Annotated in this window: 18 protein-coding genes; 6 read left to right on the top strand and 12 right to left on the bottom strand. The window is 73.3% G+C overall.

All coding sequences use genetic code 11. The annotated features are described in order from the left end of the window. Nucleotides 1-30: 30 nt before the first annotated feature. A complete protein-coding gene (locus ACGFH8_RS05335) occupies nucleotides 31-408 on the top strand; it encodes a MerR family transcriptional regulator (protein WP_393363644.1) in 378 nt (125 codons plus the stop codon). A gap of 90 nt (nucleotides 409-498) precedes the next feature. Here ACGFH8_RS05335 and ACGFH8_RS05330 read toward each other — a convergent pair whose 3' ends face one another. After that, nucleotides 499-1,836: a low temperature requirement protein A gene (locus ACGFH8_RS05330; protein WP_393363642.1), complete on the bottom strand. Its 1,338-nt coding sequence runs from the start codon at nucleotides 1,834-1,836 to the stop codon at nucleotides 499-501. Nucleotides 1,837-2,049: 213 nt separating this feature from the next. Here ACGFH8_RS05330 and ACGFH8_RS05325 point away from each other — a divergent pair, with 213 nt between their 5' ends. Next, a complete protein-coding gene (locus ACGFH8_RS05325; RefSeq protein WP_393363639.1) occupies nucleotides 2,050-2,985 on the top strand; it encodes an SDR family NAD(P)-dependent oxidoreductase in 936 nt (311 codons plus the stop codon). A 49-nt stretch (nucleotides 2,986-3,034) separates the two neighbouring features. Here the strand turns inward: ACGFH8_RS05325 and sucB are convergent, their stop codons facing one another. Next, entirely contained in the window at nucleotides 3,035-4,876 is a 1,842-nt protein-coding gene (sucB, locus tag ACGFH8_RS05320; RefSeq protein ID WP_393363636.1) for a 2-oxoglutarate dehydrogenase, E2 component, dihydrolipoamide succinyltransferase, read from the bottom strand. A gap of 67 nt (nucleotides 4,877-4,943) precedes the next feature. Continuing rightward, on the bottom strand, nucleotides 4,944-6,374 hold the full coding sequence (lpdA, locus tag ACGFH8_RS05315) for a dihydrolipoyl dehydrogenase (RefSeq protein WP_393363633.1): 1,431 nt from the start codon (nucleotides 6,372-6,374) through the stop codon (nucleotides 4,944-4,946). Between the two features lie 140 nt (nucleotides 6,375-6,514). On the opposite strand from lpdA, the gene ACGFH8_RS05310 reads away from it, so the two are divergent. Beyond that, nucleotides 6,515-6,844 carry a hypothetical protein gene (locus ACGFH8_RS05310; protein WP_393363631.1) on the top strand — a complete coding sequence of 110 codons (330 nt, stop codon included), beginning with the start codon at nucleotides 6,515-6,517 and terminating at the stop codon, nucleotides 6,842-6,844. A 51-nt stretch (nucleotides 6,845-6,895) separates the two neighbouring features. On the opposite strand, the gene ACGFH8_RS05305 is transcribed toward ACGFH8_RS05310, so the two are convergent. Then, nucleotides 6,896-8,470, bottom strand: coding sequence for a leucyl aminopeptidase (locus ACGFH8_RS05305; RefSeq protein WP_393363628.1), 1,575 nt, complete (start codon nucleotides 8,468-8,470; stop codon nucleotides 6,896-6,898). A 162-nt stretch (nucleotides 8,471-8,632) separates the two neighbouring features. On the opposite strand from ACGFH8_RS05305, the gene gcvT reads away from it, so the two are divergent. Beyond that, on the top strand, nucleotides 8,633-9,763 hold the full coding sequence (gene gcvT, locus ACGFH8_RS05300) for a glycine cleavage system aminomethyltransferase GcvT (protein ID WP_393363625.1): 1,131 nt from the start codon (nucleotides 8,633-8,635) through the stop codon (nucleotides 9,761-9,763). 202 nt (nucleotides 9,764-9,965) lie between these two features. Here gcvT and ACGFH8_RS05295 read toward each other — a convergent pair whose 3' ends face one another. The 3 genes from ACGFH8_RS05295 to ACGFH8_RS05285 form a co-directional block, all read right to left on the bottom strand. Next, complete coding sequence (locus tag ACGFH8_RS05295) at nucleotides 9,966-11,261, bottom strand: DUF2314 domain-containing protein (protein ID WP_393363622.1); 1,296 nt, start codon at nucleotides 11,259-11,261, stop codon at nucleotides 9,966-9,968. A 66-nt stretch (nucleotides 11,262-11,327) separates the two neighbouring features. After that, nucleotides 11,328-12,101, bottom strand: coding sequence for an adenosylcobinamide-GDP ribazoletransferase (locus ACGFH8_RS05290; RefSeq protein WP_393363619.1), 774 nt, complete (start codon nucleotides 12,099-12,101; stop codon nucleotides 11,328-11,330). Further along, nucleotides 12,091-14,103 (bottom strand): bifunctional adenosylcobinamide kinase/adenosylcobinamide-phosphate guanylyltransferase, encoded by a 2,013-nt coding sequence (locus tag ACGFH8_RS05285; protein WP_393363616.1) that lies wholly within the window; start codon nucleotides 14,101-14,103, stop codon nucleotides 12,091-12,093. Before ACGFH8_RS05285 ends, ACGFH8_RS05290 begins: the two co-directional genes overlap by 11 nt. Before the next feature lie 292 nt (nucleotides 14,104-14,395). On the opposite strand from ACGFH8_RS05285, the gene ACGFH8_RS05280 reads away from it, so the two are divergent. Further along, nucleotides 14,396-14,596: a hypothetical protein gene (locus ACGFH8_RS05280; protein ID WP_393364532.1), complete on the top strand. Its 201-nt coding sequence runs from the start codon at nucleotides 14,396-14,398 to the stop codon at nucleotides 14,594-14,596. Continuing rightward, on the top strand, nucleotides 14,596-15,396 hold the full coding sequence (locus ACGFH8_RS05275) for a site-2 protease family protein (protein WP_393364529.1): 801 nt from the start codon (nucleotides 14,596-14,598) through the stop codon (nucleotides 15,394-15,396). Before ACGFH8_RS05280 ends, ACGFH8_RS05275 begins: the two co-directional genes overlap by 1 nt. Nucleotides 15,397-15,489: 93 nt before the next feature. On the opposite strand, the gene ACGFH8_RS05270 is transcribed toward ACGFH8_RS05275, so the two are convergent. The 5 genes from ACGFH8_RS05270 to murA form a co-directional block, all read right to left on the bottom strand. Next, complete coding sequence (locus tag ACGFH8_RS05270) at nucleotides 15,490-16,488, bottom strand: aldo/keto reductase family protein (RefSeq protein WP_393363612.1); 999 nt, start codon at nucleotides 16,486-16,488, stop codon at nucleotides 15,490-15,492. Nucleotides 16,489-16,531: 43 nt separating this feature from the next. Further along, nucleotides 16,532-21,580 (bottom strand): WG repeat-containing protein, encoded by a 5,049-nt coding sequence (locus ACGFH8_RS05265; RefSeq protein ID WP_393363610.1) that lies wholly within the window; start codon nucleotides 21,578-21,580, stop codon nucleotides 16,532-16,534. A gap of 373 nt (nucleotides 21,581-21,953) precedes the next feature. Next, on the bottom strand, nucleotides 21,954-22,514 hold the full coding sequence (locus tag ACGFH8_RS05260; RefSeq protein WP_393363607.1) for a helix-turn-helix domain-containing protein: 561 nt from the start codon (nucleotides 22,512-22,514) through the stop codon (nucleotides 21,954-21,956). 189 nt (nucleotides 22,515-22,703) lie between these two features. Beyond that, nucleotides 22,704-23,297 (bottom strand): DUF3043 domain-containing protein, encoded by a 594-nt coding sequence (locus ACGFH8_RS05255; RefSeq protein ID WP_393363604.1) that lies wholly within the window; start codon nucleotides 23,295-23,297, stop codon nucleotides 22,704-22,706. A gap of 113 nt (nucleotides 23,298-23,410) precedes the next feature. Next, nucleotides 23,411-24,766, bottom strand: coding sequence for a UDP-N-acetylglucosamine 1-carboxyvinyltransferase (gene murA, locus ACGFH8_RS05250; protein WP_393363602.1), 1,356 nt, complete (start codon nucleotides 24,764-24,766; stop codon nucleotides 23,411-23,413). Between the last annotated feature and the right edge of the window lie 96 nt (nucleotides 24,767-24,862).

Raw genomic sequence — 24,862 nt, 5'->3', positions numbered from 1 at the left:
ACTCCAGGTCAAGCACTACGATCTGGCGACATGAGCGGTTACGCCCCCTCGGAGGCCGCCCGCCGCAGCGGCTTCAGCCTGGACACCCTGCGGTACTACGAGAAGATCGGCCTCCTCGCCGACGTGGAGCGGACGGCGGGCGGGCAGCGGGTCTTCACCGACGACGACCTCGGCTGGCTGGTGCTGTTCCGCTGCCTGCGCGACACCGGGATGCCGATCGCGCAGATGCGCCGCTACGCGCAGTTGGCCCGCGAGGGCGAGCACACCGCCGACGAGCGGCGCGCGCTGCTGCACCACCACGCGGTGCGGGTGGAGGAGCAGATGCGCCTGCTCCAGCGCCAGTACGACCACCTCCGGGAGAAGATCCGCTTCTACGAGCGGCTGCCCGCCCCGGCGCCGCAGGAGTGACCGGCGGCTGGGCGGGGCCCCGCGCCTCCATGCCCACGGCGGCCTTCGAGCCGGGTGCACCGCGACGCTGCCCCGGATCCGGTAGCGGTGTCACGGGGTGGTCGGCTCGTCGGTCTCCCGGACGTCGTGCCAGCGGGCGCGCCAGGCGGCCTCGTGGGCCTCGTGGCTGGTGCGCTCCTCGAAGACGGCGGCCCGTAGCGCGTGCCGGGAGCCCGACATCACCAGCACCTCGACGGCAACCAGCCCCACACAGATCACTGTCGCGAGGGTGAGCGCCCCCAGCGCCGGCAGGTGCTGCCCGACCGGCAGAGCGGCCGTCAGCACCACGATGACGCCGATCCGGGTCCAGGTGACGGTGTGCAGGGTGCGCAACTGGAACAGCATGTTGACGGCGAAGTAGCAGACCAACCCGCCGAACAACATCGGTACGGCCGGGCCCTCGACCCGCTCGGCGATCCCGCCGGCCGGATCGGTGATCTTGTGCAGGACCTCCTCGTTGCCGATCGAGAAGAGGATGACCCCGGCGATCATCGGCAGGTAGAGGTACGCGTACGCGTCGCGGGCCATGGCCACCCGGGGGCCACCCTCCGCCGCGTGCAGGGCGATGCGGGCAGCCGGCCCGATGAAGTCGAAGTGCGCCCACCAGAGGGCGGCCGTGATCACGATGCCGAGCGCCGCCGCCGTCACCGCCGGCCAGGTCACCGGCTTGCCGAGCAGATTGCCGCCCACCCCGGTGGAGATGATGGACTCGCCCAGCGCGATGATCAGAATGAGGTCGTAACGCTCCGTCCAGTGCTCGGCGCTTGTCACCCCCCAGCCCCAGGTGCCGACGATGAAGCCGGTGGCGTACTGCACCACCACCACGGCGATCCACAGTCCGTCGCGGACGAGTGCGGCCCGGTTCGGGTCGGTGATCTGCGGCGGGATCAACGCGGCGGCCAGCAGCAGCACGATGCTCACCGCCAGCTCCGGGGCGAAGCGGCGAAGCTGGCGCCGCTCCTGCGGGCTGTCCCGCACCACGTGCTGGTAGAGGATCATGTGGACGGCCCGGACCACGACGTAGCTGACGGCCACCAGCATCGGGCCGCCGGCGCCCCCCTTCGGGTCGCTGAACGCCTGCGGCAGCGCCAGCGCGAACGCGAACAGGGCCACCATGGCGATCACCATGAGCACCGGTACGTAGCCCTCGCCGAGCCGGACCCGGGTGGCGACCAGGCTGTGCACCACCCAGATCCACCAGAGCACGGCGAGCACCAACCCGGCGTGCAGCAACTGGCGGCCGGAGATGTTTGCGGCGGTCGCCCTGGTGATGATGAAGAACGAGAAGACGAAGACCAGGTCGAAGAAGACCTCGAACTTGTCCACCCGGGCACCGGGGGCGATCGGGACGGCAGGACCCAGTTGCCCACCCCGCCGGTAGCTGCCCACGGTCCCACTCTGGCAGCGTCCGGGCTGGTCGAAGGCCCGAACGGCAATGGCGGTGCGGTCCGGCGTTACCTCCGGCCGGCTGTGGGAAAACGCCTGGACCGGCCTCCGTACGGTCCGGAGCGCCGTCTGTTGGCGCGCCGGCCGATTCCTGGCCGGCGACGGCCTCCGGCAGACGGGCCGGTCGGTCCGACCCGCCCGGGACAAGGATGGATCATGACGACGAAGAACCCGATCACCACGTCATTCGCCCATACCTCCACGGCCATGGACGTGATCCGGGGCGTGGACCTCAACCGCCGGCGGGCGATCGTCACCGGCGGTTCGTCCGGCATCGGCGTGGAGACCGCCCGTGCCCTGGCCAGCGCCGGCGCGGAGGTCACCCTCGCCGTGCGCAACCCGGACGCCGGCCAGCGGGCCGCCGACGACATCACCGGCACGACGGGCAACGACCGGGTCATGGTCGCGCCGCTCGACCTCGCCGACCAGGGATCCGTCGCCGACTTCGTCGCCAACTGGGACGGCCCGCTGCACATCCTGGTCAACAACGCCGGCATCATGGCCGCGCCCCTGAGCCGAACCCCGCAGGGCTGGGAGATGCAGTTCGCCACCAACCACCTCGGGCACTTCGCGCTCGCCGCCGGGCTACGCCCGGCGCTCGCCGCCGACGGCGGGGCCCGGATCGTCTCGGTCAGCTCCGCCGCCCACCTGCGCTCACCTGTGGTCTTCGAGGACATCCAGTACGACAAGCGGGAGTACGAGCCGTGGCAGGCGTACGGGCAGTCCAAGACGGCAAACGTGCTCTTCGCCGTGGAGGCGTCCCGGCTCTGGGCCGACGACGGCATCACGGCCAACTCGCTGATGCCCGGCGCGATCCAGACAAACCTCCAGCGCTACGTCAGCGAGGAGGAGCTGAACCGGATCCGCGCGGGCAACGCGGCAGCCTGGAAGAGCGTCGAGCAGGGCGCCGCCACGTCGGTGCTCGTCGCCGCGTCGCCGCTGCTCGACGGGGTGGGCGGGCGCTACTTCGAGGACTGTCAGGAGGCCGCCCCCGCCACGCCCGGCGGGCGGACGGGCGTCGCGGACTACGCGCTCGACCCGGAGGCCGCCGAGCGGCTCTGGAAGGTCTCGACGGCCCTGCTCAAGGACTGAGCGACGAAAAGGCGCCCCGGTCGACGACCGGGGCGCCTTTTGAGCAGGATCAGGACAGGCCCAGCTCCGGCTCGAAGTTGCCGGCCTCCAGCCGCTCCTTGATCGCGCTCAGGAAGCGGGCGGCGTCGGCGCCGTCGATCAGCCGGTGGTCGTACGACATGGCCAGGTAGACCATCGACCGGACCGCGACGACCTCGCCCAGGTCCGGGTCGTTGACCACGACCGGCCGCTTGACCACGGCACCCGTGCCGAGCATCGCCGACTGCGGCTTCGGCACGATCGGGGTGTCGAAGAGCGCGCCCCGGCTGCCCGTGTTGGTGAGCGTGAAGGTCGCCCCGGCGATCTCGTCCGGGCTGATCTTGTTGGTCCGGGTGCGCTCGGCCAGGTCGGCCACCCGCTTCGCGATGCCACCGAGGTTGAGGTCACCGGCGTTGTGGATGACCGGCACCACGAGGCCCCGCTCGGTGTCCACCGCGATGCCGAGGTGCTCCGCCGCCGGGTATGTGATCGTGCCGCCGTCCAGGTCCAGCTGGGCGTTGACGATCGGGTACGTCTGCAACGCCTCGACGGCGGCGAGAGCGAAGAACGGCAGGAAGGACAGCTTGACGCCGTGCCGCTGCACGAACGAGTCCTTCGCCTGCGCCCGCAGCTTGGCGACCCGGGTGACGTCCACCTCGACCACCGTGGTGAGCTGCGCCATCTCGTGCAGCGACTCGTGCATCCGCTTGGCGATCGCCTTACGGATCCGGGGGAGCTTCTCGGTGGTGCCCCGCTTGCCGCTCGGCTGCGGCTTCGCGGCCGGCTTGGCGGGTGCGGCCGACGGTGCGGCCGCCGGCTGTGCGGCGGCGGGAGCGGCCTTGGCGGCCTTCGCCTTCTCGGCGGCCTCCAGCACGTCCTGCTTGCGGATCCGGCCACCCACGCCGGTGCCGTTGAGCGAGGACAGGTCGACGCCGTGCTCACCTGCCAGCTTGCGGACCAGCGGCGTGACGTACCCGGCGGCCTCCTCGCCGGTACCCGGCGCCGGGGCGGACGGGCGCGACGGCGTCGAGGTCGGTCCGGCGGGCTGGGCGGCCTGCTCGGTCTTCGCCGGCTGGGCCGAGCTCTCGGTCTCCGCGGCGGGCTCGTTGTACGACACGCCCGGCGTCGGCTCCTCGACCTTCGGCTCCGGCTTCGGCTCGGCCTTCGGCGCCGGCGTGGCCTCCGCCTTCGGCTCGGGCTTCGGCTCGGGCTGCGCCTGCGCGGGGGCGCCGCCGGCAGCGCCGATGATCGCCAGGTCGGCGCCGACCGCGGCGGTCTCGTCCTCGGCGACCTTGATCTCCAGCACGGTGCCGGCGACCGGCGACGGGATCTCGGTGTCCACCTTGTCGGTGGAGACCTCCAGCAGCGGCTCGTCCACCTCGATGGTCTCGCCGACCTGCTTGAGCCAGCGGGTGACCGTACCCTCGGTGACGCTCTCACCCAGGGCCGGCATCTTCACCGCGGTGCCCTCGCCCGAGGAGGCGGCGGCCGGAGCCGGCGCCTCGGTCGGGGCCTCGTCCTGGGCCACCTCGTCGGCGGTGCCCTCGGCGGCGGCCGTCGGCTCGGTGACCGGCTCGACCGACTCGGCCGGGGCCTGCTCCTGCGGGGCGGCCTCGCCACCGCCGGTCGACTCGCCCTCGCCGGCGATGACGGCAAGCTCGCTGCCGACCTCGGCGGTCTCGTCCTCGCCGACCACGATGCGGCTCAGCACGCCCGCCGCGGGCGACGGGATCTCGGTGTCGACCTTGTCGGTCGAGACCTCGAGCAGGGGCTCGTCGACCTCGACCGTGTCGCCCTCCTGCTTGAGCCAGCGAGTGACGGTGCCCTCGGTGACGCTCTCGCCGAGCCGGGGCATGGTGACCGATACCGGCATTTTCTGAGACTCCTTCATTCCCCTGGTGGGATCTTCGCCCGTCGCCGGACGCCGCGGTTGTGGATGATCAGGCGTGCGCGTGCAGCGGCTTGCCGGCGAGGGCCAGGTGCGCCTCGCCCAGGGCCTCGTTCTGGGTCGGGTGGGCGTGCACGAGCTGGGCGACCTCGGCCGGGTAGGCCTCCCAGTTGTAGATGAGCTGCGCCTCACCGATCAGCTCACCCACCCGGGCGCCGATCATGTGTACGCCGACCACGGGGCCGTCCTCCACCCGGACCAGCTTCACGAAGCCGGTGGTCTTGAGGATCTGGCTCTTGCCGTTGCCGCCGAGCGGGTAGTTGTACGCCTGGACCTTGTCGGCACCGTACTGCTCCTTGGCCTTGGCCTCGGTCAGGCCCACCGACGCCAGCTCCGGATCGCAGTAGGTGACCCGCGGGATGCCGACCTCGTCGATGACGGCCGGGGTCTGCCCGGCGATCTCCTCGGCGACGAAGATGCCCTGCTGGAAGCCGCGGTGCGCGAGCTGGAGACCGGGCACGATGTCGCCGACCGCGTAGACGTTCGGCACGCTGGTGCGCAGCCGCTCGTCGGTCAGCACGTAGCCGCGGTCCATCTTCACGCCCTGCTCCTCGTACCCGAGGTTGGCAGTGTTCGGGCCGCGACCGACGGCGACAAGCAGCAGCTCGGCCTCCACGGTCTCGCCGCCGGAGATGGTCAGCTTGACGCCGTTCTCGGTCTTCTCGACCGTCTCGAACGGCTTGCCGACCTTGAAGTTGATCTTCCGCTTGCGGAACGCCCGCTCCAGCGCCTTCGACGACTCCTCGTCCTCGGCGGCGACCAGCCGGGGCAGCGCCTCGACGATCGTCACGTCCACGCCGAAGGACTTCCACACGCTGGCGAACTCGACGCCGATCACGCCGCCACCGAGGACGATCACCGACGACGGCACCCGGTCCATCGTGAGCGCGTGGTCGCTGGTGATGATCCGCTCGCCGTCGACCTCCAGGCCGGGCAGGCTCTTGGCGTACGAGCCGGAGGCCAGGACGATGTTGCGGCCGGTGTAGCGCTTGCCGTCGACCTCGACGACGTTCTTGCCGACCAGCTTGCCGTGGCCCTCGATGATGGTGATCGCCTTGTTGCTCTTCAACATGCCCTGCAGGCCCTTGTACAGGCGGGAGATCACACCGTCCTTGTACGAGTTGACCCCGGCCATGTCGATGCCGATCAGCTCGGCCTTCACGCCGAACTGCTCCGACTCGCGGGCCTGGTCGGCGATCTCGGCGGCGTGCAGCAGCGCCTTGGTCGGGATGCAGCCGTTGTGCAGGCAGGTGCCCCCGAGCTTGCCCTTCTCGACCAGCGCGACCGTCAGGCCCAGCTGGACGGCGCGCAGCGCGGTCGCGTAGCCGCCGCTGCCCGCTCCGAGAATGACAATGTCGAAGGTCGCTTCGTTCGGCTCGCTCACGTCCAACTCCCAGGTCGCGTCGCTGCAATGGGGGGTCACAGGGGTGTAGCACAGACACACCCCACCTCGGTCATCTTGTCACCACTGGGCACAGGGTGCGTACTGAGGTGCCCAACGACACGTCATCGACACGTACCCTTGGCACCGTTGTCGATGACGCACCCTGGGGGAGAGAACCGGTGGGGTTGTTCCGGCGCCGCAAACAGGCGGCCGTGCCGAGCCGTGACCGTGTCGCCGACCGTGGCGACCTGGACCATCTGGAGACCTTCATCCGCAGCCGGAGGGGCGTCGAGGCGTTCATCGAACCCCGGACGACGGTGACCCAGACCACCGTCATCCTGATCGCTGACGACGGGGAGTGGACCCGGCGGCGCATCGACGGTCCGGACGGCGCGCGGCGCTTCGCGTACCGGATGGGCATCCCGGTGTACGACGTCCGGCTGATGGGCTACCCGCAGCGGATGCGCGACTTCAACGAGCGGCGTAAACGCCGCCCCGAGCGGTACTGAGACGTGCGGAGGGGCCGCCCGCGTCGGCAGGCGGCCCCTCCCGAAGCTCCGTCAGCCGTTGGCGGCGACATCCTCGACGAGCTGCACCAGCATGCGGACCGGTACGCCGGTGCCGCCCTTGGTCCAGTAGCCGGTCGGCTCACCCGAGTGGTAGCTCGGCCCGGCGATGTCGATGTGCGCCCAGGCCACGTCGTCGGTCACGAACTCGCGCAGGAACACCCCGCCCTGGAGCATGTGACCGGCCCGGTCCATCCCGGCGTTGACCTGCGAGATGTCCGCCACGTCGGACTCCATGCCCTTGCGCACGTCGTCGGGCAGCGGCATCGGCCAGGCGGGCTCGCCGACCGCGTCGCCGATTACCTGGACCCGCTCGCACAGCTCCGGAGTGCCCATCACGCCCGCCACCCGCTTGCCCAGCGCGACCACCTGGCCGCCGGTCAGGGTGGAGGTCTCGAACAGGTAGTCGGTGCCGTCCGCACAGGCGCGGGCCATCGCGTCACCCAGGATCATCCGGCCCTCGGCGTCGGTGTTGAGCACCTCGACCCGCTTGCCGTTGAACATGGTGATCACGTCACCCGGCCGGTAGCTGGTGCCCGAGGGCATGTTCTCCGCCATCGGCAGGTAGGCGCTCACCGCGACCGCCGGCTTCAGCGCGGCGATCGCCAGCATGGCCGCGCCCACCGCCGCCGCGCCGCCCATGTCGGACTTCATCTCCCACATGCCCTGCGCCGGCTTGATCGAGATACCGCCGGTGTCGAAGGTGATCCCCTTGCCGACCAGCGCGACCCGCTTGCCGTTGCCGCCGTCGGTCGGCGTGTAGGTGAGCTTCACCAGCCGGGGCGGGGCCTCCGAGCCCTGGCCGACCGCCACGATGCCGCCGTAACCGCCGGCGGCCAACTCCGCCTCGTCCAGCACCTCGACGCCGAGGCCCGCCTCCCGGGCGGCACCGGCGACCGCGTCGGCGAACGACGGCGGACGCAGCTCGTTCGGGGCGGTGTTGACCCAGTCCCGGGTGAGCCGGACCGCACCCGCCACCACCTGCGCCCGGGTGATCTCCGCCTGGGCACCCGCGTCGCCCGCGTCCGGCACCGCGATGAGCACCTCGGTCACCGGCTCCCGCCGGGTCGGCTGCGGGCGGGTCTTGTAACCGGCGAACCGGTACCCACCGAGCAGCGCCCCCTCGGCGACCGCGCGCAGCTCAGCCGACGCGTCCGTGTCGTCCGGCAACGGCATGGCCAACGCGACCCGGGGCGCGCCCGCCAGGGCCCGGATCGCCGAACCCGCGGCCCGGCGCAACGCCTCCGGGGCGGGGGCGGCGCCCGACGGCTCCGGGCCGAGCCCCACCGCGGCGACCAGCGGGGCGGTCACGGTGCCCAGCGTGGCGAGCTTGATGACCTCACCCGGCCCACCGGTCGCGCCGAGCAGCGCCAGCGTCTCGGTCAGCTTTCCGTCGAACGCGGCGGCGATGCTCTCCGCGCCGGTCGCGAGCAGCAGGGTGCCGGCGAGGCCGCTGGTGGCGGCCTGCTCTCCGGTCTGGCTGTGCACGCCGATCACGATCGCGTCGACGGCGAGCTCGGCCGGGTCGGTGTCGACCAGGCTCAGGGTGGTCGTGCGGGGTGATGTCACTGAAGCTACTCCGGGCGGGCCGGGCCGGTCGCGGCGTCGCGTACCGGCGGTGAAGGTCTCCGGCGGAACCTACCCGCCGAACGTCATGGCTGTCCCGCCGACAGCGCCAGCGGGTTCCCGCCGATGCTAACCAGCGACGTTGCCCCCGGTAAGTTGCCACCCATGACCGACGTGACCTACGACGCCGCCGCGACCCGGCTGCGCCGTTCCCCGCTGCACGAGCGGCACATCGCCGCCGGCGCCAAGTTCGCCCCCTTCGGGGGCTGGGAGATGCCGCTGGAGTACGCCGGCGGCGGAGTGCTCAAGGAGCACACCGCGGTGCGTACCGGGGTCGGGGTCTTCGACGTGTCGCACCTCGGCAAGGCCCGGGTGAGTGGCCCCGGCGCGGCCGACTTCGTCAACTCCTGCCTCAGCAACGACCTGGGCCGGATCGGTCCGGGCCGGGCGCAGTACACGCTCTGCTGCGACGACGCCACCGGCGGCGTGGTGGACGACATCATCGCCTACCTCTACGCCGACGACCACGTCTTCCTCATCCCCAACGCGGCGAACACCGCCGAGGTGGTGCGCCGGTTGCGCGCCGCCGCGCCCGCGCAGGTCACCGTCACCGACGAGCACGAGGGGTACGCCGTGCTGGCCGTGCAGGGCCCTCGCTCGGCCGAGCTGCTGGCCGCCCTCGACCTGCCCACCGAGCACGGCTACATGAGCTTCTCCGCGGCGAGCCTGGCCGGGGTGGAGCTGACCGTCTGCCGCACCGGCTACACAGGCGAGCTGGGCTACGAGCTGGTGGTGCCGGCCGAGCACGCCGTGACCGTCTGGGACGCGCTGTTCGCCGCCGGAGAGGCGTTCGAGCTGCGGGCCTGCGGGCTGGCCGCCCGGGACACGCTGCGTACCGAGATGGGGTACCCGCTGCACGGGCAGGACCTCTCGGCGGACATCACCCCGGTGCAGGCCCGCTCGGGCTGGGCCGTCGGTTGGGACAAGCCGGCGTTCTGGGGCCGCGACGCGCTGCTCGCCGAGAAGGCCGCCGGCCCCCGGCGTACGCTGCGCGGCCTGGTCGCCGTCGACCGCGCCATCCCGCGCCCGGGGATGACCCTGCACGTGGGCGACAAGCAGGTCGGCGAGGTGACAAGCGGCACCTTCTCCCCAACCCGCAAACAGGGCATCGCCCTGGCCCTGCTGGACACCGACGCCAACCTGTCCGACGGCGACGAGGTCGAGATCGACATCCGAGGCCGCCGAGCCCCCCTAACCCTAACCAAACCCCCCTTCGTAACCCCCTCAGTGAAGTAACCCCCGCCCCCGTCCCCGCCCCCCGCCCCCGCCCCCGCCCTTGCTCCTCGCCGGCACCCTCCCGGCGTTGATCATGAGGTTGACGGGACGCTGCGAGATCAAACCCCCCGCTAACTCCATGATCAGCTGGGGCTGGGGCTGGGGCTGGGGCTGGGGCTGGGGCTGGGGCTGGGGTGGGGTGGGGTGGGGGCGGGGCTGTGGGTTAGCGCGTGGGGGTGGGGGGTTCGCCGGAGTCCAGGACTGCTTGGGTCCAGCCGCCCTCGATGACGCCTGTCGCGTTCAGGATGGCCCAGTCGACTACGTCGGTCGCCTCCACCACCACCGGGGCGCCGATCCGTACGCTTGGATCGGTGTTGGCGTCGCTGGCGCTCACGCCGACGATCCGCTCCGGGGCCTCCCACGAGGTCACGCCCGCCCAGACGTACTCCGGGCCGTCGTCGCCGGGCAGGCCGTACTTGACCACCAACTGCGACTCGGCGGGCAACTGACCGGCCACGAACCGGGTCCGCGCGTCGCCGAGCGCTGCCCGCGCGGTGGCGACCGCCCGGCTCATCGCGTCGCCGGAGCGGGCGTAGCGCACGTCCGGCTGGATCCCGGAGAACAGGGTGGCGCAGGCGGCGGCGAAGTAGCGCCCGTCGGGGCCCGGGTGCCCGGCCGGCGGGCGCAGGCTCAGGAACGAGTCGGCCTCCGGGTCGGTCGCCGGGTCCAGCTCCAGGCGCAGCAGCACCGGGGCCGTCGCGCCGTGCTGCTCCGGGTTGCCGTACGCCACCGCGATGTCGTGCCCGGTGACCGTGGCCAGCACCGGCAGTTGCACGAACGCCGGCACCTCCTCGCCGGTGAGCCCGTCGGTCCAGTCCCGCAGCAGTCGACGGGCCGCCCCGGTCATCACCGCGCCCCAGGCACGGGTGAGGTGGTCGGGCACCCCCTGGGTCTGCAATTCGAGCAGCCCGAAGCGGCGCAGCCCCTTGGTGGTGAACCACAGTCCTTCGGTGTCCGAGGAGTACGGCACCAGCACCCAGTCGACAAGTCGGATGCGGCCCTGCTCGTCGGGGAGTGAGCGCAACGCGGTCGCCGGGTCGAGGAACTGCAGACCGAAGACGTCCACCACGTCGCCGTCGGCGGATTCCGCCACCGCGGCCGCGACCGCGCGGGCCGCCCACTCGTGCGCGGGCGGCCAACCGGGCCGGTACTCGGCCTGCACGACCACCAGGTGGGTCGCCGCGGCCAGCCGGGCCAACTGCTCCTCGGTGGCGCCGAACGCGGTGAGCAGGTCCGGCGGCAGCTCGGGGAAATCGGCGATCGGCCGGGTGTCGACACTCATCAGTGGGCTGTCGAGCATCTGCCGGGCCAGCCCGTGCACCGGCTCCGCCAGCCGGCCGCTCAGCGCCGCCACCGCGGTCTTCGCGCTTACCTTCGGCAGCCCCGCCATCGGCACCAGGTAGGTCGCGCTGAGCGACTCCGGCACCGGTACGGGCAGGAAGTCGTCCGTGATGAGCATGCTGGGTCCCCTGGTGGCCGTGCCGGTGCTGTCGAGCCGAACGCTACCCGGCCCGCGGTGTCCGGTTCAGGCGGACAGCACCAGACCCAGGTAGACCAGCGTGGTGACCACTTCGACGGTCGCGCCGAGCACGTCGCCGGTGATCCCGCCGAGCCGGCGTACCACGTGGGTCAGCAGCGCGAGCGCGACGGCGAGCGCGGCGGCGACGGCCAGTGGCCCCTGCCACGGGCGGCCCGGCACCGCGGGCACCGCCAGCAGCGCGACGGCGACCGCGCCGAGGGCCAGTGCCACCGGGCCGACCGTGCCCGCCACCAGCGCGCCGAGCCCGTCCGGTCGGGCCGCCGGCACTCCCCGCCGACAGGCCACCGTGACGCCGAACCGTCCGGCGGCGGTCGCCGCGACCACCGCCGCGAGAGCCGCCGGCCCGGACCGCCCCGCCAGGTCGGCCAGCACCGCCGCCTGCACCAGCAGTACGACCACGAGGGCGACCACCCCGAACGGGCCGACGTCCGGCTTCTTCATGATCTCCAGTGCGGCCGCCCCCCGGCGGTACGAGCCGAGCGCGTCCACGGTGTCGGCCAGCCCGTCCAGGTGCAGCCCGCGGGTGAGCAGCGCGGCCACGCCGACAGTCACACCGGCGGCCACCAGCGGGGGAGCGAACGCGCCGGTCAGCAGCAGCACACCGGCCAGCGGGACGCCGAGCAGGGCGCCGACCGCCGGGGCGAGTGCCATCGCGGTGCCGGCGACCGGGCGGTCGATCCGCCCGGCCCGCACCGGCAGCGTGGTGAACGTGGTGACCGCCAGCCGGGTTCCCGCGAGGAACCGCGACTCAGCCGGCACGCCAACCCGACGCCGGCTGCTCGTCCACTCCGGTGCTGGCCGGGCCCGGACCGGCCGGCTCCGGCTCGGCGAAGTCGGACTCGTCGAGAGTCGTGTCGAAGTCGGACGCGTCGGCGTAGGCCGGCTCGTCGGCGGCGGGGCTCGGGTCCTCGTCGCCGCCGAGCGACGGGTGGACCGGCAGGGCGGCGGCCAGGGCGAGCACCGAGCGCAGCAGCGGGAGGGCGACAAGGGCGTTCGCGCCCTCGCCGAGATCCATCCGCAGGTCGAGCAGTGGGGTGAGGCCGAGCACGTCGGCGGCGAGCCGCACCGCCGGGTGACCGCCATGGTCGGCGAGCAGGCACCAGTGCCGGGTCTGCCCGGCCAGATCGCGGCTGACCATGCCGGCGGCCACCCCGACCGGTCCGTCGATCAGCACCGGCACCCGGCGGGCGGTGGCGCCGAGCAGCACGCCGCTGGCCACCGCCACGTCGCCGCCGCCCAGCTCGGCCAGGATGTCCTTGGCGCCGCGGGACGAGCGGCGGGTGCGGTGCAGCGCGTCGCGGACCGCCGCGCAGCGGATCATCCACGCCGCGTCGTCGATCTCACCGGAGTCGGTGATGACCCGGCCCAGCACGGCCGGCGGCTCCGCGCCGGCCGTCGCCGCGAGCACCGCCGCGGCCGCCGCCTCGGTGCCGGCTCCGCACGCCCCCAGCACCAGCAGCTGTACGCCCGCGTCGGCGGCCTGCTCGGCGAGCCGCCAGCCGTAGCGCAGCGCCGAGTCCACCTGGTCCAGGGTGAGCGCCGGCTGGTCCTCCATCGGCGCGGCGGCGGGAGTGTCCACCACCTGGAGGCTCGCGCCACTCTCGGCGGCGAGTCGCGCCAACGCGCCCCGGCCGGCGCGGGCCTGCGCGGCCCGCCGCGACGACTCACCGGCGACGGTGCCGGCCGACGCCCCGCCGGCGTGGTCGCCGTGCAGCAGCAACACCCGCACCGATCCCCAGGCCTGGGGGGTCGTGGTGCCCTGGGTGGCGGCGGCGAAACCGACCACCCGATCCAGCACACCCAGCCCGGCGCCCGGTACGTCGAGCGTGGCCAGTCGGTCCACGGCCTGCGGGCCCGCGTACTCGTCGGGCATCGGCAGCTCCATGCCCGGCTGGATGACCAGCCCGGTGGCCACCATCGGCAGCGCCATGGTCGGGGCGGCCCAGGGGTTGCCGGGCTCCTGAGCCGGTACGGCTGGCGGCGTGTGGGTCAGCACCTCGGGGAGCTGCACCTCCGGGGTGGGCTCGGCGTCGGCCGGGCTGCCGGTGGCGGCCGGGGCTGCCGGGCTGCCGGTGGCGGCCGGGGCTGCCGCGCGGTTGGAGGCCGTCGCGCTGCCTGGGGCCGTCGCGCCGCCGGGGGTGGTCGGGGCTGTCGCGCCGCCGAGGACGGTCGGGGTTGTCGCGCTGTCGGGGGTGGTCGGGGCCGTCGCGCTGGCGGCCGGCTTCAGCCAGACCGGCTGGCCGGCAACCACCAGGGCCACCGCGTCGCAGGCGTCGGCGACCGAGCGGTTGGCCGCGCCCAACGCGTCGGTGAACGCCCGACCCAGCGGGGTGGTCGGCACCAGCGACAGCCCCACCTCGGGGCTCACCAGCACCACGCGGGCCGGGCAGGTGCGAATGGCCTCGGCCAGCTCCGCGATCGTCGCCACGTCGTCGGCCGGCTGGTGCTCGGGGTCGAGCAGCACCGTCACCCAGCCGCCCAGGTCGTCGACGAGGAGCGTCTCGTTGCGCTCGGCGGACGCGATGACGTCGGCCAGCCGGCGCGGGTCCTCGGTGGTCTCCTCGGTGGTCCAGCTACCCGGCCGCCGGGCGCGGTGCGCCGCCAGCCGGGTCGCCCACTCGGTGTCCTCCGGGTCGCCCTCGGGCGCGGTGGCGAGGTAACGGACCACCGGCGCGTCGGTGACCAGGGACTCGGCGAACTCGGACTTGCCGGACCGGATACCGCCGAGCACCAGGACCGTGTTCCACCCGTCTACGGACATGCCCGTACCTTAGTTCTCCCGCTCGAAGTCTGGGCACGTCGCCCCGACCCGGCCGACGATCGAAAGCCCGATCCGCGCCCAGCCGCGCCGGTCTTGCAGTTTCGGTCGCCGAGATGCGTGGAATGCCTTCTATGTCGAGGCAGAAAGTGCAAGATCGCGGAAGGGTCGCGGTGGTGCGAGGTTGCTCGGGGATGATCTGGCCCGGGGTGAGCGAGCGGCCGTCGCGCGCCGGGCCGACTACGCTGGCGAGGGTTCGTCCCACCGGGACATCAGCGGCGAGGGGAGACGCGGCATGGCGTGGAGCTGGCGGTACGAGGGCACGGACGGCCAGGCGGTCGAGGGACCGGCGGAGTCGTTCAGCAGCCAGGCCGACGCCGAATCCTGGATCGGTCAGACCTGGCGGGAGCTCGCGGCGTCCGGCGTCACCTCGGTCGCGCTCGTGGAGGACGACCGGGTGGAGTACCGGATGAGCCTGCTACCCACGGCCGAGTGATGGCCTACGACCGGCCGGGAGCCGACGGGCTGGTCCTCGGCGTACCCAAGGCGGCTTTTCGGCCCAGCCCGGTCTTCCTCGGCCTGGTCGCCCTCTTCGCGGTCAGCGGGGTGCTGGCCTGGAACGGGTACGGCAACGTCCGGTTCGACGTGTTCCTGTTCGTGGTGTCCGGCTGGCTGGTCTCACTCTGCCTGCACGAGTACGCCCACGCGGTGGTCGCCTACCGGGCCGGTGACCGGGACATCGCCCACCGGGGCTACCTGACGCTCAACCCGTTGAAGTACACCCACCCGTTGCTGTCGATCGTGTTGCCGGTGGTGGTGGTGCTGCTCGGCGGCATCGGCCTGCCCGGCGGCGCGGTCTGGGTGGACCGACACGCCATCCCGGGTCGACTGCGGCACACCCTGGTCAGCCTCGCCGGCCCGGCGACGAACGTGCTGTTCGTGCTGGTGCTGGTGGCGGTGTTGCGGATCGGCACCGAGTCGCTGGGCGGCCCGGTGGAGTTCTGGGCCGGCGTGGCCCTGCTCGCCTTCCTGCAACTCACCGCGAGCGTGCTCAACCTGCTGCCGGTGCCGGGCCTGGACGGCGGCAACATGATCCAGCCGTGGCTCAACCCGCAGTGGCGCAAGATGTACGACATGTTCGCCCCGTACGGGTTCCTGCTGCTCTTCGCGCTGCTGTGGAACCCGCGCATCGGTGGCTGGTTCTTCGACGCGGTCTTCGCGATCGGCGATGCCCTGGGCCTGCCGTCCTGGCTCTACGCCGCAGGCCTCGACCTGATCCGCTTCTGGCAGGGCTGACCGGCCACAGGCTGGGCTGGCTGGGCCGGCCCACGCTGAGCCGACCGGATCCGGCCGGCGCGACCATCTCGCGCCGGCCGGACCGCGGCGGCGTCAGGGACGCTGTGCGGGGGACTCGGTCTTCGCCGGGTCCCGTTCGGTGACCGGCTCGACGATCTCGTCGATCGCCTTGAGCAGCCCGGAGTCGAGCTTGACCCCGGCCGCCTTGACGTTGTCGTGCACCTGCTCGGGGCGGGACGCGCCGATGATCGCCGAGGAGACGTTCGGGTTCTGCAGGACCCACGCCACGGCGAGCTGGGCCATGCTGAGCCCGGCCTGCTCCGCGAGGGGCTTGAGCTGCTGCACCCGGGTGAGCACGTCGTCGTTCATGAACCGGGAGATGAAGTTCGCACCCGACTTCTCGTCGGTGGCCCGGGACCCGGCCGGCGGCGGCTGCCCCGGCAGGTACTTGCCGGAGAGCACACCCTGTGCCATCGGCGACCAGACGATCTGTCCGATGCCCAGCTCCTCGCTCGCCGGCACGACCTCGGCCTCGATGACCCGCCAGAGCATCGAGTACTGAGGCTGGTTGGAGATCAGCGGGATGTGCAGCTCCCGGGCGAGCGGGTGGGCGGCGCGCAGCTGCTCGGCGGTCCACTCGGAAACGCCGATGTAGTGCGCCTTGCCGGAGTGGACGACGTCGGCGAACGCCTCCATCGTCTCTTCCAGCGGGGTGCTGCTGTCGTACCGGTGGGCCTGGTAGAGGTCCACGTAGTCGGTGCGCAGCCGACGCAGCGAGCCGTTGATCGACTCCATGATGTGCTTACGGGAGAGGCCCCGGTCGTTGCGGCCCGGCCCGGTCGGCCAGTAGACCTTCGTGAAGATCTCCAGGCCCTCGCGACGCTCGTTCTGCAACGCCCGGCCGAGCACGTCCTCGGCCCGGGTGCCGGCGTACACGTCGGCGGTGTCGAAGGTGGTGATTCCCGCGTCGAGGGCGGCCCGGACGCAGGCGTTCGCCGCGTCCTCCTCGACCTGTGAACCGTGGGTGATCCAGTTGCCGTACGAGATTTCACTGACCAGCAGGCCTGAACGGCCCAGGTGTCGGAATTCCATGTACCGACCCTAGCCCGGTGGATCACCACCGTCGAACGGCCGCTCAGAGCACCGGATTGGCGTCGGTGAGCAGCCGGTCGATCTCCGCCAACACCTCGGCGCGATCGCGGTGCACCGTGTCGATGAGTGGCTCACCGCGCCGGTCCAGCGCACCCCACCGACCACCGCTGCCGACCAGGAACGCCACCGGGTGGATGACAAGCCTCGGATGGGTCGGCGGGACCAGCACCGCGCCGGTGCGGTCCACCACACCGCGCCGGCCGGCCACGTCGACCACGGCGAGCCCCTCGTCGGTGAAACCGTCGACCTGCTGGCCGTCGGCCAACTCGGTGACGAACCCGTGGTAGCGCGTGGGCACGACGATCCGGCCGGACCGGTCGACAGCCCCCCACCCCTCGCGCCGCACTGCGGCCAACCCGCGGCGGAACTGTCGTACCTCGGCGAAGTTGGGCGCGACCTGCACCGCGCCTGTCGCGTCGATGGCCGTCCAACCACCCTCGCCGACCACCCAGGCCAGGCCGTCGCTGAAGGGGTGCGCAGCCCGGAAGGACGGCGGGATCACCGTCGTACCCAGCAGATTGATCAGCGACCACCTGTCGGTGTCCGGCCGGCGAACCCAGGCCAGCCCGTCGTGGAACGGCTGCGCCTCGGCGTACCGGGCGGGGACGACCAGGTCGCCGTCCTGGCCGGTGTAACCCCACAACGGTCCGTCCCGCTCCGGCAGCGGGGGTCGGTCCCGGTCGAGCACCTCGTCCCGACCCCGGCGGTACGGCCCGAAGCCGTCGGCCGTGGCCCGGACGGCGACCGCGTCGAGGGCAACCCGGACCCGGTCGAGCAGTTCGGCGTCGCCGGCGCCGCGCAGGTCGAGCGCCTGCTCGAAGTGCTGGCAGGCCTCCATGAGCCGCCCCTGGTCGTAACACGACCGGCCGGCGTGCTCGTGGAGTGCGGCCCGCAAGCGGTCGGGTAGCTCGACCGAGTTGGCCTGGGCGAAGAGTTGGTCAGCCTCGGCGAAGTTGCCACGCCAGCGCAGGACGTGGGCCAGCCGGGCCTGGGCCAACGAGGTCCGGCGCAGCTCGCCGGTGGCCTCGGCGTAGGTCAGGGCGAGCCGACCGTCGGCCAGCGCGTCGTCCAGGTCGCCGAGGATCCGCGAGGCCACCGCCCGCAGGCTGAGCAACCGGGCCCGGGCTCGGTTGTCGATCGCCGAGCCCAGTTTCTCGGTCAGCCGCCGCCGGATGGCCCGCAGGTCGTCCGGCTCCGTCAGCTCCTCGCGCAGGGTGACCGGGTCCAACCGCCACCGGTACGCCGAAAGAACCTGTTCCGGGTCACCCGGGTCGGCCAGCGACGGGCGGGTCGCCGCCGGCGGAGCGGCGGGTGGCGCGGAGACAGGCGCGTCCTCTCCGCGCGAGCCGGACCTCGGGCCGGGAACACCGGCGGGTGCCGCGTCGGCCGGATACGCCGACGCTGGCGGTGCGGAGACGGGCGGCGCGGAGACGGGTGGCGCGGAGGTCGGCTGGGTCGGCGCGGGCGGTGCGGAGGTCGGCGCTGCTGCCGAGGCGGGTGGTGCGGAGACGGGTGGCGCATGGGTCGGTTGGGTTGGTGCGGATGGTGCGGAGACGGGTGGCGCGTGGGTCGGCTGGGTCGGTGCGGTGGTCGGCGCTGCTGCCGAGGCGGGTGGCGCGGAGACCGGTGGCGCGTGGGTCGGCTCGGTCGACGCGGGTGGCGCGGAGACGGGCGCGGGGGTGGTCGGCGGTCCGGAGACGGGCGGTGGCACCAACGAGGGCGGCGCCGACACCGGTGCCGCGGAGGCGGGCGGTGCGGAGATGGGCGGCAGGCTCGCCGGCCTGTGGTCAGGCGGGGCCGAGACCTGTGCCTCCGAGACGGGAGAATCGTTGTCATCAGACATCGCGGACGAGGCCGGTAGGGCGAGGTCGTCCGACCAGTCGTCTGCTCGCGGGCCGTCCGTCGAGGTGGCGGTGTTCGGATCGTCCTCGGCATCGGATTGCCAGGCGTACGGCTCGCCGTCGTCCGTGGGGTCGTGCGCGACGGGATCGGTGTCCTCGACCGGATGAGCCGTGGCCACCTGCTGGTCGGCCTCGGCGGCGACGTCGGCCCGCTGGTGCGGCGTCGCGGTGGCAGGCGCGCCGGAGACGGGCCGGTCGTCGTGCGCCGGTGGGGGTCCGACAGCCGTTCGCGCATCGTCCTGAGCGTCGTCGGCCCAGGCGTCGTCGGTCGCGCGTGCGGGCGGCGCGGACACGGGCTGGGGAGCGTCAGCCGGTGTCGACCTGTCGCCGTGCTCGTCGCTCGGATCGTGACGGACATCGGCGGTCGGTGCCGACGGATCGCGGTCCAGCGGTGCCAGCGGATCCTGGTCCACCGCGTTCGGTGCCGACGGACCCGGGCCCATTGTGGTCGGCGCGGCGGGCGGGACGGATGTCGGCGTGGTGGACAGGTCACGATCGCTCGCCGTCGACTCATCCTCGGCCGGCCCGGAGGACTGCGGGTCCGGCGCAGGCTCGCCCGGATCCGCGTCGGCGGGCTGAGCGGGGCTGAACCACGCCTCCGGCCCGCGGGTGCCGGTGACCTCGTCCGGGGCCCGAACGGGGGCGAGCGGCCCTTCCGAGGGCGGCGGCACGTAGCGGCGTGGTGTGCCGGGGGCGAGCGGGAGTGCCGCCGCGTCGGCCTCCCGCACCGAGGACTCCGGGGCGGCAGACTCCGGTGCGGGCGTCGGCGCGGCTGGGCGCGGTGCGGGCGGGGCCGCCGCCGGGTGCGGGGCCTGCCAGGTGGGCGGCGGTGCGACCGACGGGCGCGCGTCCGCCGTCGGGGCCATCCGATCCGGCGAGTCCGGGCGCTGCTCCGAGACCGGCCGGTCCGTGGAGTGCGGCCGGTCCGTGGAGTGCGGCCGGTCCGTGGAGTGCGGCCGGTCGGGAGAGTGCGGCCGGTCGGGAGAGTGCGGCCTCTCGGGAGAGTGCGGCCGGTCGGGGGAGTGCGGCCTCTCGGGGGAGTGCGGGCGCTGCCCCGAGACCGGCCGGTCGGTGGGGTGTGGCCGGTCGGGGGAGTGCGGGCGCTGGCCTGAGGCCGCTCGGTCGGGGGAGTGCGGCGTCGGGCGGTGGTCGGTCGGGGCGGTGCTGCCCGACGGGTCGCCGAACTGGCGGCGGTCCGGGGTGGGCTCGCCGCGCCGTTGGTCCATCGGGCGGGGCGTGGTGTCCGGGCCGGGGTACCGCGGCGGCGCGGTGGGGTGCGCGGCGACTGTCGGTGGCGGTTCGGCGGGCGCCCGGCGCTCCGCCGGAGGTGGCACCTCCGCGCGCCTGTCGGAGGTGGGCGGGTCCACCGGCGCGGGCAGGTACTCCAGCCGAAGGCGTGCGGCGGGTGGACCCGAGACGGGCACGTCGGAGGCGGGGGAGATCGGGGCTGCCGAGACTGGTCGGTCCCGGTGGGGCGTGGCGGGGGAGATCGGGGCTGCCGAGACTGGTCGGTCCCGGTGGGGCGTGGCGGGGGAGACCGGGGCTGCCGAGACCGGTTGGTCCCGGTGGGGCGTGGCGGGGGAGACCGGGGCTGCCGAGACCGGTCGGTCCCGGTAAGGCGCGGCGGGGGAGACGGGTGACGGCGGCACCGTCCGCTCCGGGGACAGCGGCGCGGCACGGCCGGCTGTCGAGGGGGCCGTGGCGGCCGGGCGTACGTGTCGCTCGTCGTACCGGGGCGGGGTGACCGCCGGCCGCTCGGGCCGCGAGTCCGGCCGCGACGGGACGCCCGGCTCGACGCCGCGGTGTGGGTCCGCGGTGCGGTGCGGTTCGGTGCGGTGACCCGGCTCCCGGGTGCGGTCCTGGCGCACCGGACCCGGCGGCGGCCAGGGAAGAGTGCCGTCCGGCCGTGGGCCGGGCTGCGGCCGAGGCTCCCGGTACGTGTTGTCGTGCGGCCGCTCCTCGCGGTACGCGTGCTCGCGATGTCCGTCCTCGCGGTACGCGTCCGGTCGGGCCTCCTCGCGGGGACGCCGGTCCGGTCGGGCCTCCTCGCGGGGACGCCGGTCCGGGTACGCCTCGGCGCGGGCCGCGGTCTCGCGGGGCTGCTGCCGGTGCGGGTCGCTGTCGGGCCGACGCCGGTCGTCGTCGCGGCGGGGATGGTCGGGCGTCTCCGGCTCGGGCCGGTGTCGTCGTCCACCGTTCGGCGACGGCGACGGCATCGCGCCGGCCGCCTCGTCCGCGCGGTAGCGCCGTTCCGGGCGGCGGCCGTCGTCGGCGGTCCGGTCCGGGTAGCCGTCGGCGCGGTATCGGGTGTGGCCGTCCACGGGTGCCCGCTGGTCGGCGTCGTCGGCGACCCGGTCGTCGGCAGTTCGGCCGTCGTGGTTCCGGGTGGGTCGTGCGCCGTATCCGTCGGCGGGGTGGCGGTCGTAACCGGCGGCCGGTCGCTCGTGCGTGCCGCGCCGGCGCGGCACGTCGTCCGGTTCCGGCATCCAGCCGGGATCGGAGCGGGGCGCGGGGGAGACCGGTGGGACGCCCGGATAACCACGGTCCCGCTCGGTGGGCTCCGGCCGCTGACGTCGGCCGTCGTACCGGTCGGGGGAGGGCTGGTCCCGGTGCCAGGCGGCCTCCCGCGCGGGTCCCCGCTCGTCGCCGGGCCGGCGGTCGGACCAGGCGGTACGCCGGTCCGACTCGGGGGAGCGGCGATCGTCGCGGCGGGGCGGTTCGGGTAGTGGCCGACGGTACGGCTCGTGGTCGTAGGTGCGGCGGTCGGCGCTGTCGTTGCGGCCGTAGGTGGACGCGTCGGCCGGGCGCGCGTCGCTCCGGGGGCGGCCGTAGCTCGGTGTCTCGATCGGCTCGTCGTCAGCCCAGGATCGGCTGTGGGCCGCCGGCTCCTCCGGCGGTTCGTCGGCCCAGGACCGGCCGAGGTAGGTGCCGTCCGGGCGGGTGGGCGCGAGCGGTGGCACCTCGGCTCGGCCGGTCACCGTCGCCCGGCCGCGCGGTGGCGGCTGGTGGGCCACGCCGATGTCGCCGGGGTAGCGCTGGCCGGGGTACTGGGGGTGCCACTCGGTGGTCGGTTCGACCACCCAGGCCGGCTCGTTCGGGTCGGACCACCGGTCCGCGTATCGGCCGCTCATCGGCCGCGCCCGGCCACTCGGCCGATTCTCGCCGGAGGTGAGCCGTCCGCAGCCGTCGCCGGCTGATCGCCGGGCGTCCGGTCGCCGCCTGCCACGCCCCGGTGGCCGGCTCGCGTCCGCTCGCTCACGGCGTTGTCACCTCGTTGCAAATTGTCGTGCTGGGGCCTCGCGTGCCGGTCAGGTCGCCCGCGCCGACCGGCCGTGGCTGCGGATGGAGGGTAACGGCGCGGGCTCGCTCACCGCCACTGTGGCACCGCCCACGGGCGCAAACGTTATCCCCATGGTTTCGGACATTTGGGCCTATAACCGAATCTGATCCCCGACCCTACCGCATTCGACGGCCGGCTGGCTCGGGCTGATCGTCGCCCCCCGCTCAGGGATGCTCCAGGATGAGGACGGCGAACGTGCCGGGAGCGAGCGCCTCGTAGCGGTGCGGAGCATCGCCGGGAAACGCCGCGTAGTCACCGGGCCCGAGCTCGACCGGGGCCGTCTCGGGGCCGACGCGTAACCGGCCGGCGGCCACCACCACGTGTTCGACGCTGCGCGGGGTGTGCCCGTCCGCCGCTCGGGCCGCGCCCGGCTCCAACTCGATCAGGTAGACGTCCCGCCGCAGGTGTGCCGCTCCGGCGCTGAGCAGCGTGCCGGCGAAGTCGGCCTGCTCGGAGCGAACCCGGGGTCCGTCCCCGGCCCGGATCACCCGGACGGCGTCGTCGGCGGGTTCCACAAGCCGGCTGAGCGGCACGCCCAGCGCCACCGCCAGCGCCCAGAGCGTCTCCACGCTCGGGTTGCCGGTGCCCGACTCCAGCTGGGAGAGGGTGGACTTGGCGACTCCCGCCCGGCGGGCGAGCTCGGTCAGCGAGACGCCCACCCGTTCCCGCTCCCGGCGCAGGGCGGCGGCGATGGTGGCCAGCGGAGCGGCCGGTTCCGGAGGCACGCGTTCGCTCCCTCGGTTCGGCGTTCGTCGTCGCGAACAGCAGCGGCGTTCAGCAGGGTGAACCCTGCGTACGGTACAACGAACAGTGCCGGCTCGGACGTGCTTGCCCCGACCCGCCCAGCAACGGCGAAACCGCTGCCTCCGGGGATGCCGGGGGCAGCGGTTTCGCGATGGTGTGGGGAGTCGGCGTCAGACCTTGTCGCCGAGGTTGACCTGCGGGCCCGGGGCGCGCATCCGCCGGAAGGTGATCGAGCGCATGACCGCGTAGAGGTAGAGCGAGCCCATTCGCTGGCCGGTCTTCGGGAAGCGCTCCCGGACCAACTTGCTGATCTTGCGGCAGATCAGCACCGAGTCGACGACCACGCCCAGGGCCAGCGCGCCCCAGAGGACGTTGGAGATCAACCGAACCAGTGGCGGCATGGCCGCGTTCGACCCGATCAGCACGATCAGCGCGCCGCCGAAGAACCAGGTGCCGACGGTACGCCGGGAGTCGACCACGTTGCGGGCCAGCAGCCGCTCCGGGCCGCGGTCGCGGGGGCCGCCCTCACGGCGGAACTCGGACGCGGCCTCGGCGCGCAGTTGGCGACGACGCTCCCGCTCCTCCTCCTTGGTGAGGGGGCGAGTGGGGCCGGCCGGGCGGCGACCCACGGTCGGCCGTTTCGGCGTCTCCCGACCCTTGGCCGGGGTGTAACCCCGGGAACGCTCGGCGGTCTCCTCGGGGGTCACCGAGGAGACGGCCTCGTCGACGAGGTCGGTGGACTTGCGGCGAAAGAGCGACGGCACGCGGCAAGGGTAGCCAACGACCCGCGCCCGCCGCACATCGCGGTACGGCGGCCGACGGCTCCAGGTCGCAGCGCGACCTGGAGCCGTCGTAGCCGAACGGTTGGTGACCCGGGTTACGGACGCTCGGCGTGCGCGCCCAGGTCGGCGAGCTTCGCCTCGAAGTCCTCGTAGCCCCGGTTGATCAGGTCGACGCCGTACACCCGGGAGGTGCCCTCGGCCGCGAGCGCCGCGATCAGGTGGCTGAAACCGGCCCGCAGGTCAGGGATGACCAGGTCGGCGGCGTGCAGCTTGCTCGGCCCGGCGATCACCGCGGAGTGCTTGAAGTTGCGCCGGCCGAAGCGGCACGGGGTGCCGCCGAGGCAGTCCCGGTAGACCTGGATGTTGGCGCCCATCGAGTTCAGCGCCTCGGTGTAGCCCAACCGCTGCTCGTAGACCGTCTCGTGGACGATCGACAGGCCACGGGCCTGGGTGAGCGCCACGACCAGCGGCTGTTGCCAGTCGGTCATGAACCCGGGGTGCACGTCGGTCTCCAGCGCGACCGCGTTCAGCTCGCCGCCCGGGTGCCAGAAGCGGATGCCGCCCTCCTGGCCCGGGTCGCCCAGCTTCGGCGCCCGCGCGTCGGTGACCTCGTACTCGCCACCGACCGAGCGGAAGATGTTGAGGAAGGTCATCATGTCGGCCTGCTGCGCGCCGAGCACCTCGACGTGACCACGGGTGGCCAGGGCGGCGGCCGCCCAGCTCGCCGCCTCGATCCGGTCCGGGATCGGCCGGTGGGTGTAACCGTGCAGCTTCGGCACACCCTGGATCTCGATCACCCGGTCGGTGTGGACCTTGATGATCGCGCCCATCTTCTGCAGGATGCAGATCAGGTCGATGATCTCCGGCTCCACCGCGGCGTTGCGCAGCTCGGTGACGCCCTCGGCCATGACCGCGGTCAGCAGCACCTGCTCGGTGGCGCCGACGCTCGGGTACGGCAGGGCGAACTTGGTGCCGTGCAGGCCGTTCGGCGCGGACAGGTGCAGACCCTCCGGCCGCTTCTCGACCGTGGCGCCGAACTCGCGCAGCGCCTGCAGGTGGAAGTCGATCGGGCGCGGGCCGATGTGGCAGCCGCCCAGGTCCGGGATGAACGCGTGCCCGAGCCGGTGCAGCAGCGGGCCGCAGAACAGGATCGGGATGCGGCTGGAACCGGCGTGCACGTTGATCTGATCGGTGCTGGCGCTCTCCACGTTCGCCGGGTCGAAGACGAGCTCGCCGTCCTCGGCGCCGTCGGTGACCTTGACGCCGTGCAGACCGAGCAGGCCCCGGACCACCTCGACGTCGCGGATCTTCGGCACGTCGTACAGCCGGCTCGGACTGTCGCCGAGCAGCGCGGCGACCATCGCCTTCGATACCAGGTTCTTCGCGCCGCGCACGCGGATCCGCCCTTCGAGCGGAGTGCCTCCGTGTACGACCAGGACGTCGTCGGTCAACGCAACCTCCAGCGCGTCAGTGCTGCCGTGTTGTTTGTGGGGAGCCTGAACGTTGTCGCTACCCCGGATGCGGCCAAGGTGAAACGGCCCGCGTAT

Origin of the sequence: Micromonospora sp. NPDC049175 (genome assembly GCF_043197345.1) — a bacterium.
Lineage (GTDB): Bacteria > Actinomycetota > Actinomycetes > Mycobacteriales > Micromonosporaceae > Micromonospora.
The sequence above is the reverse complement of the archived record's forward strand: the minus strand, read 5'-3'. Positions and strand labels throughout refer to the sequence as shown.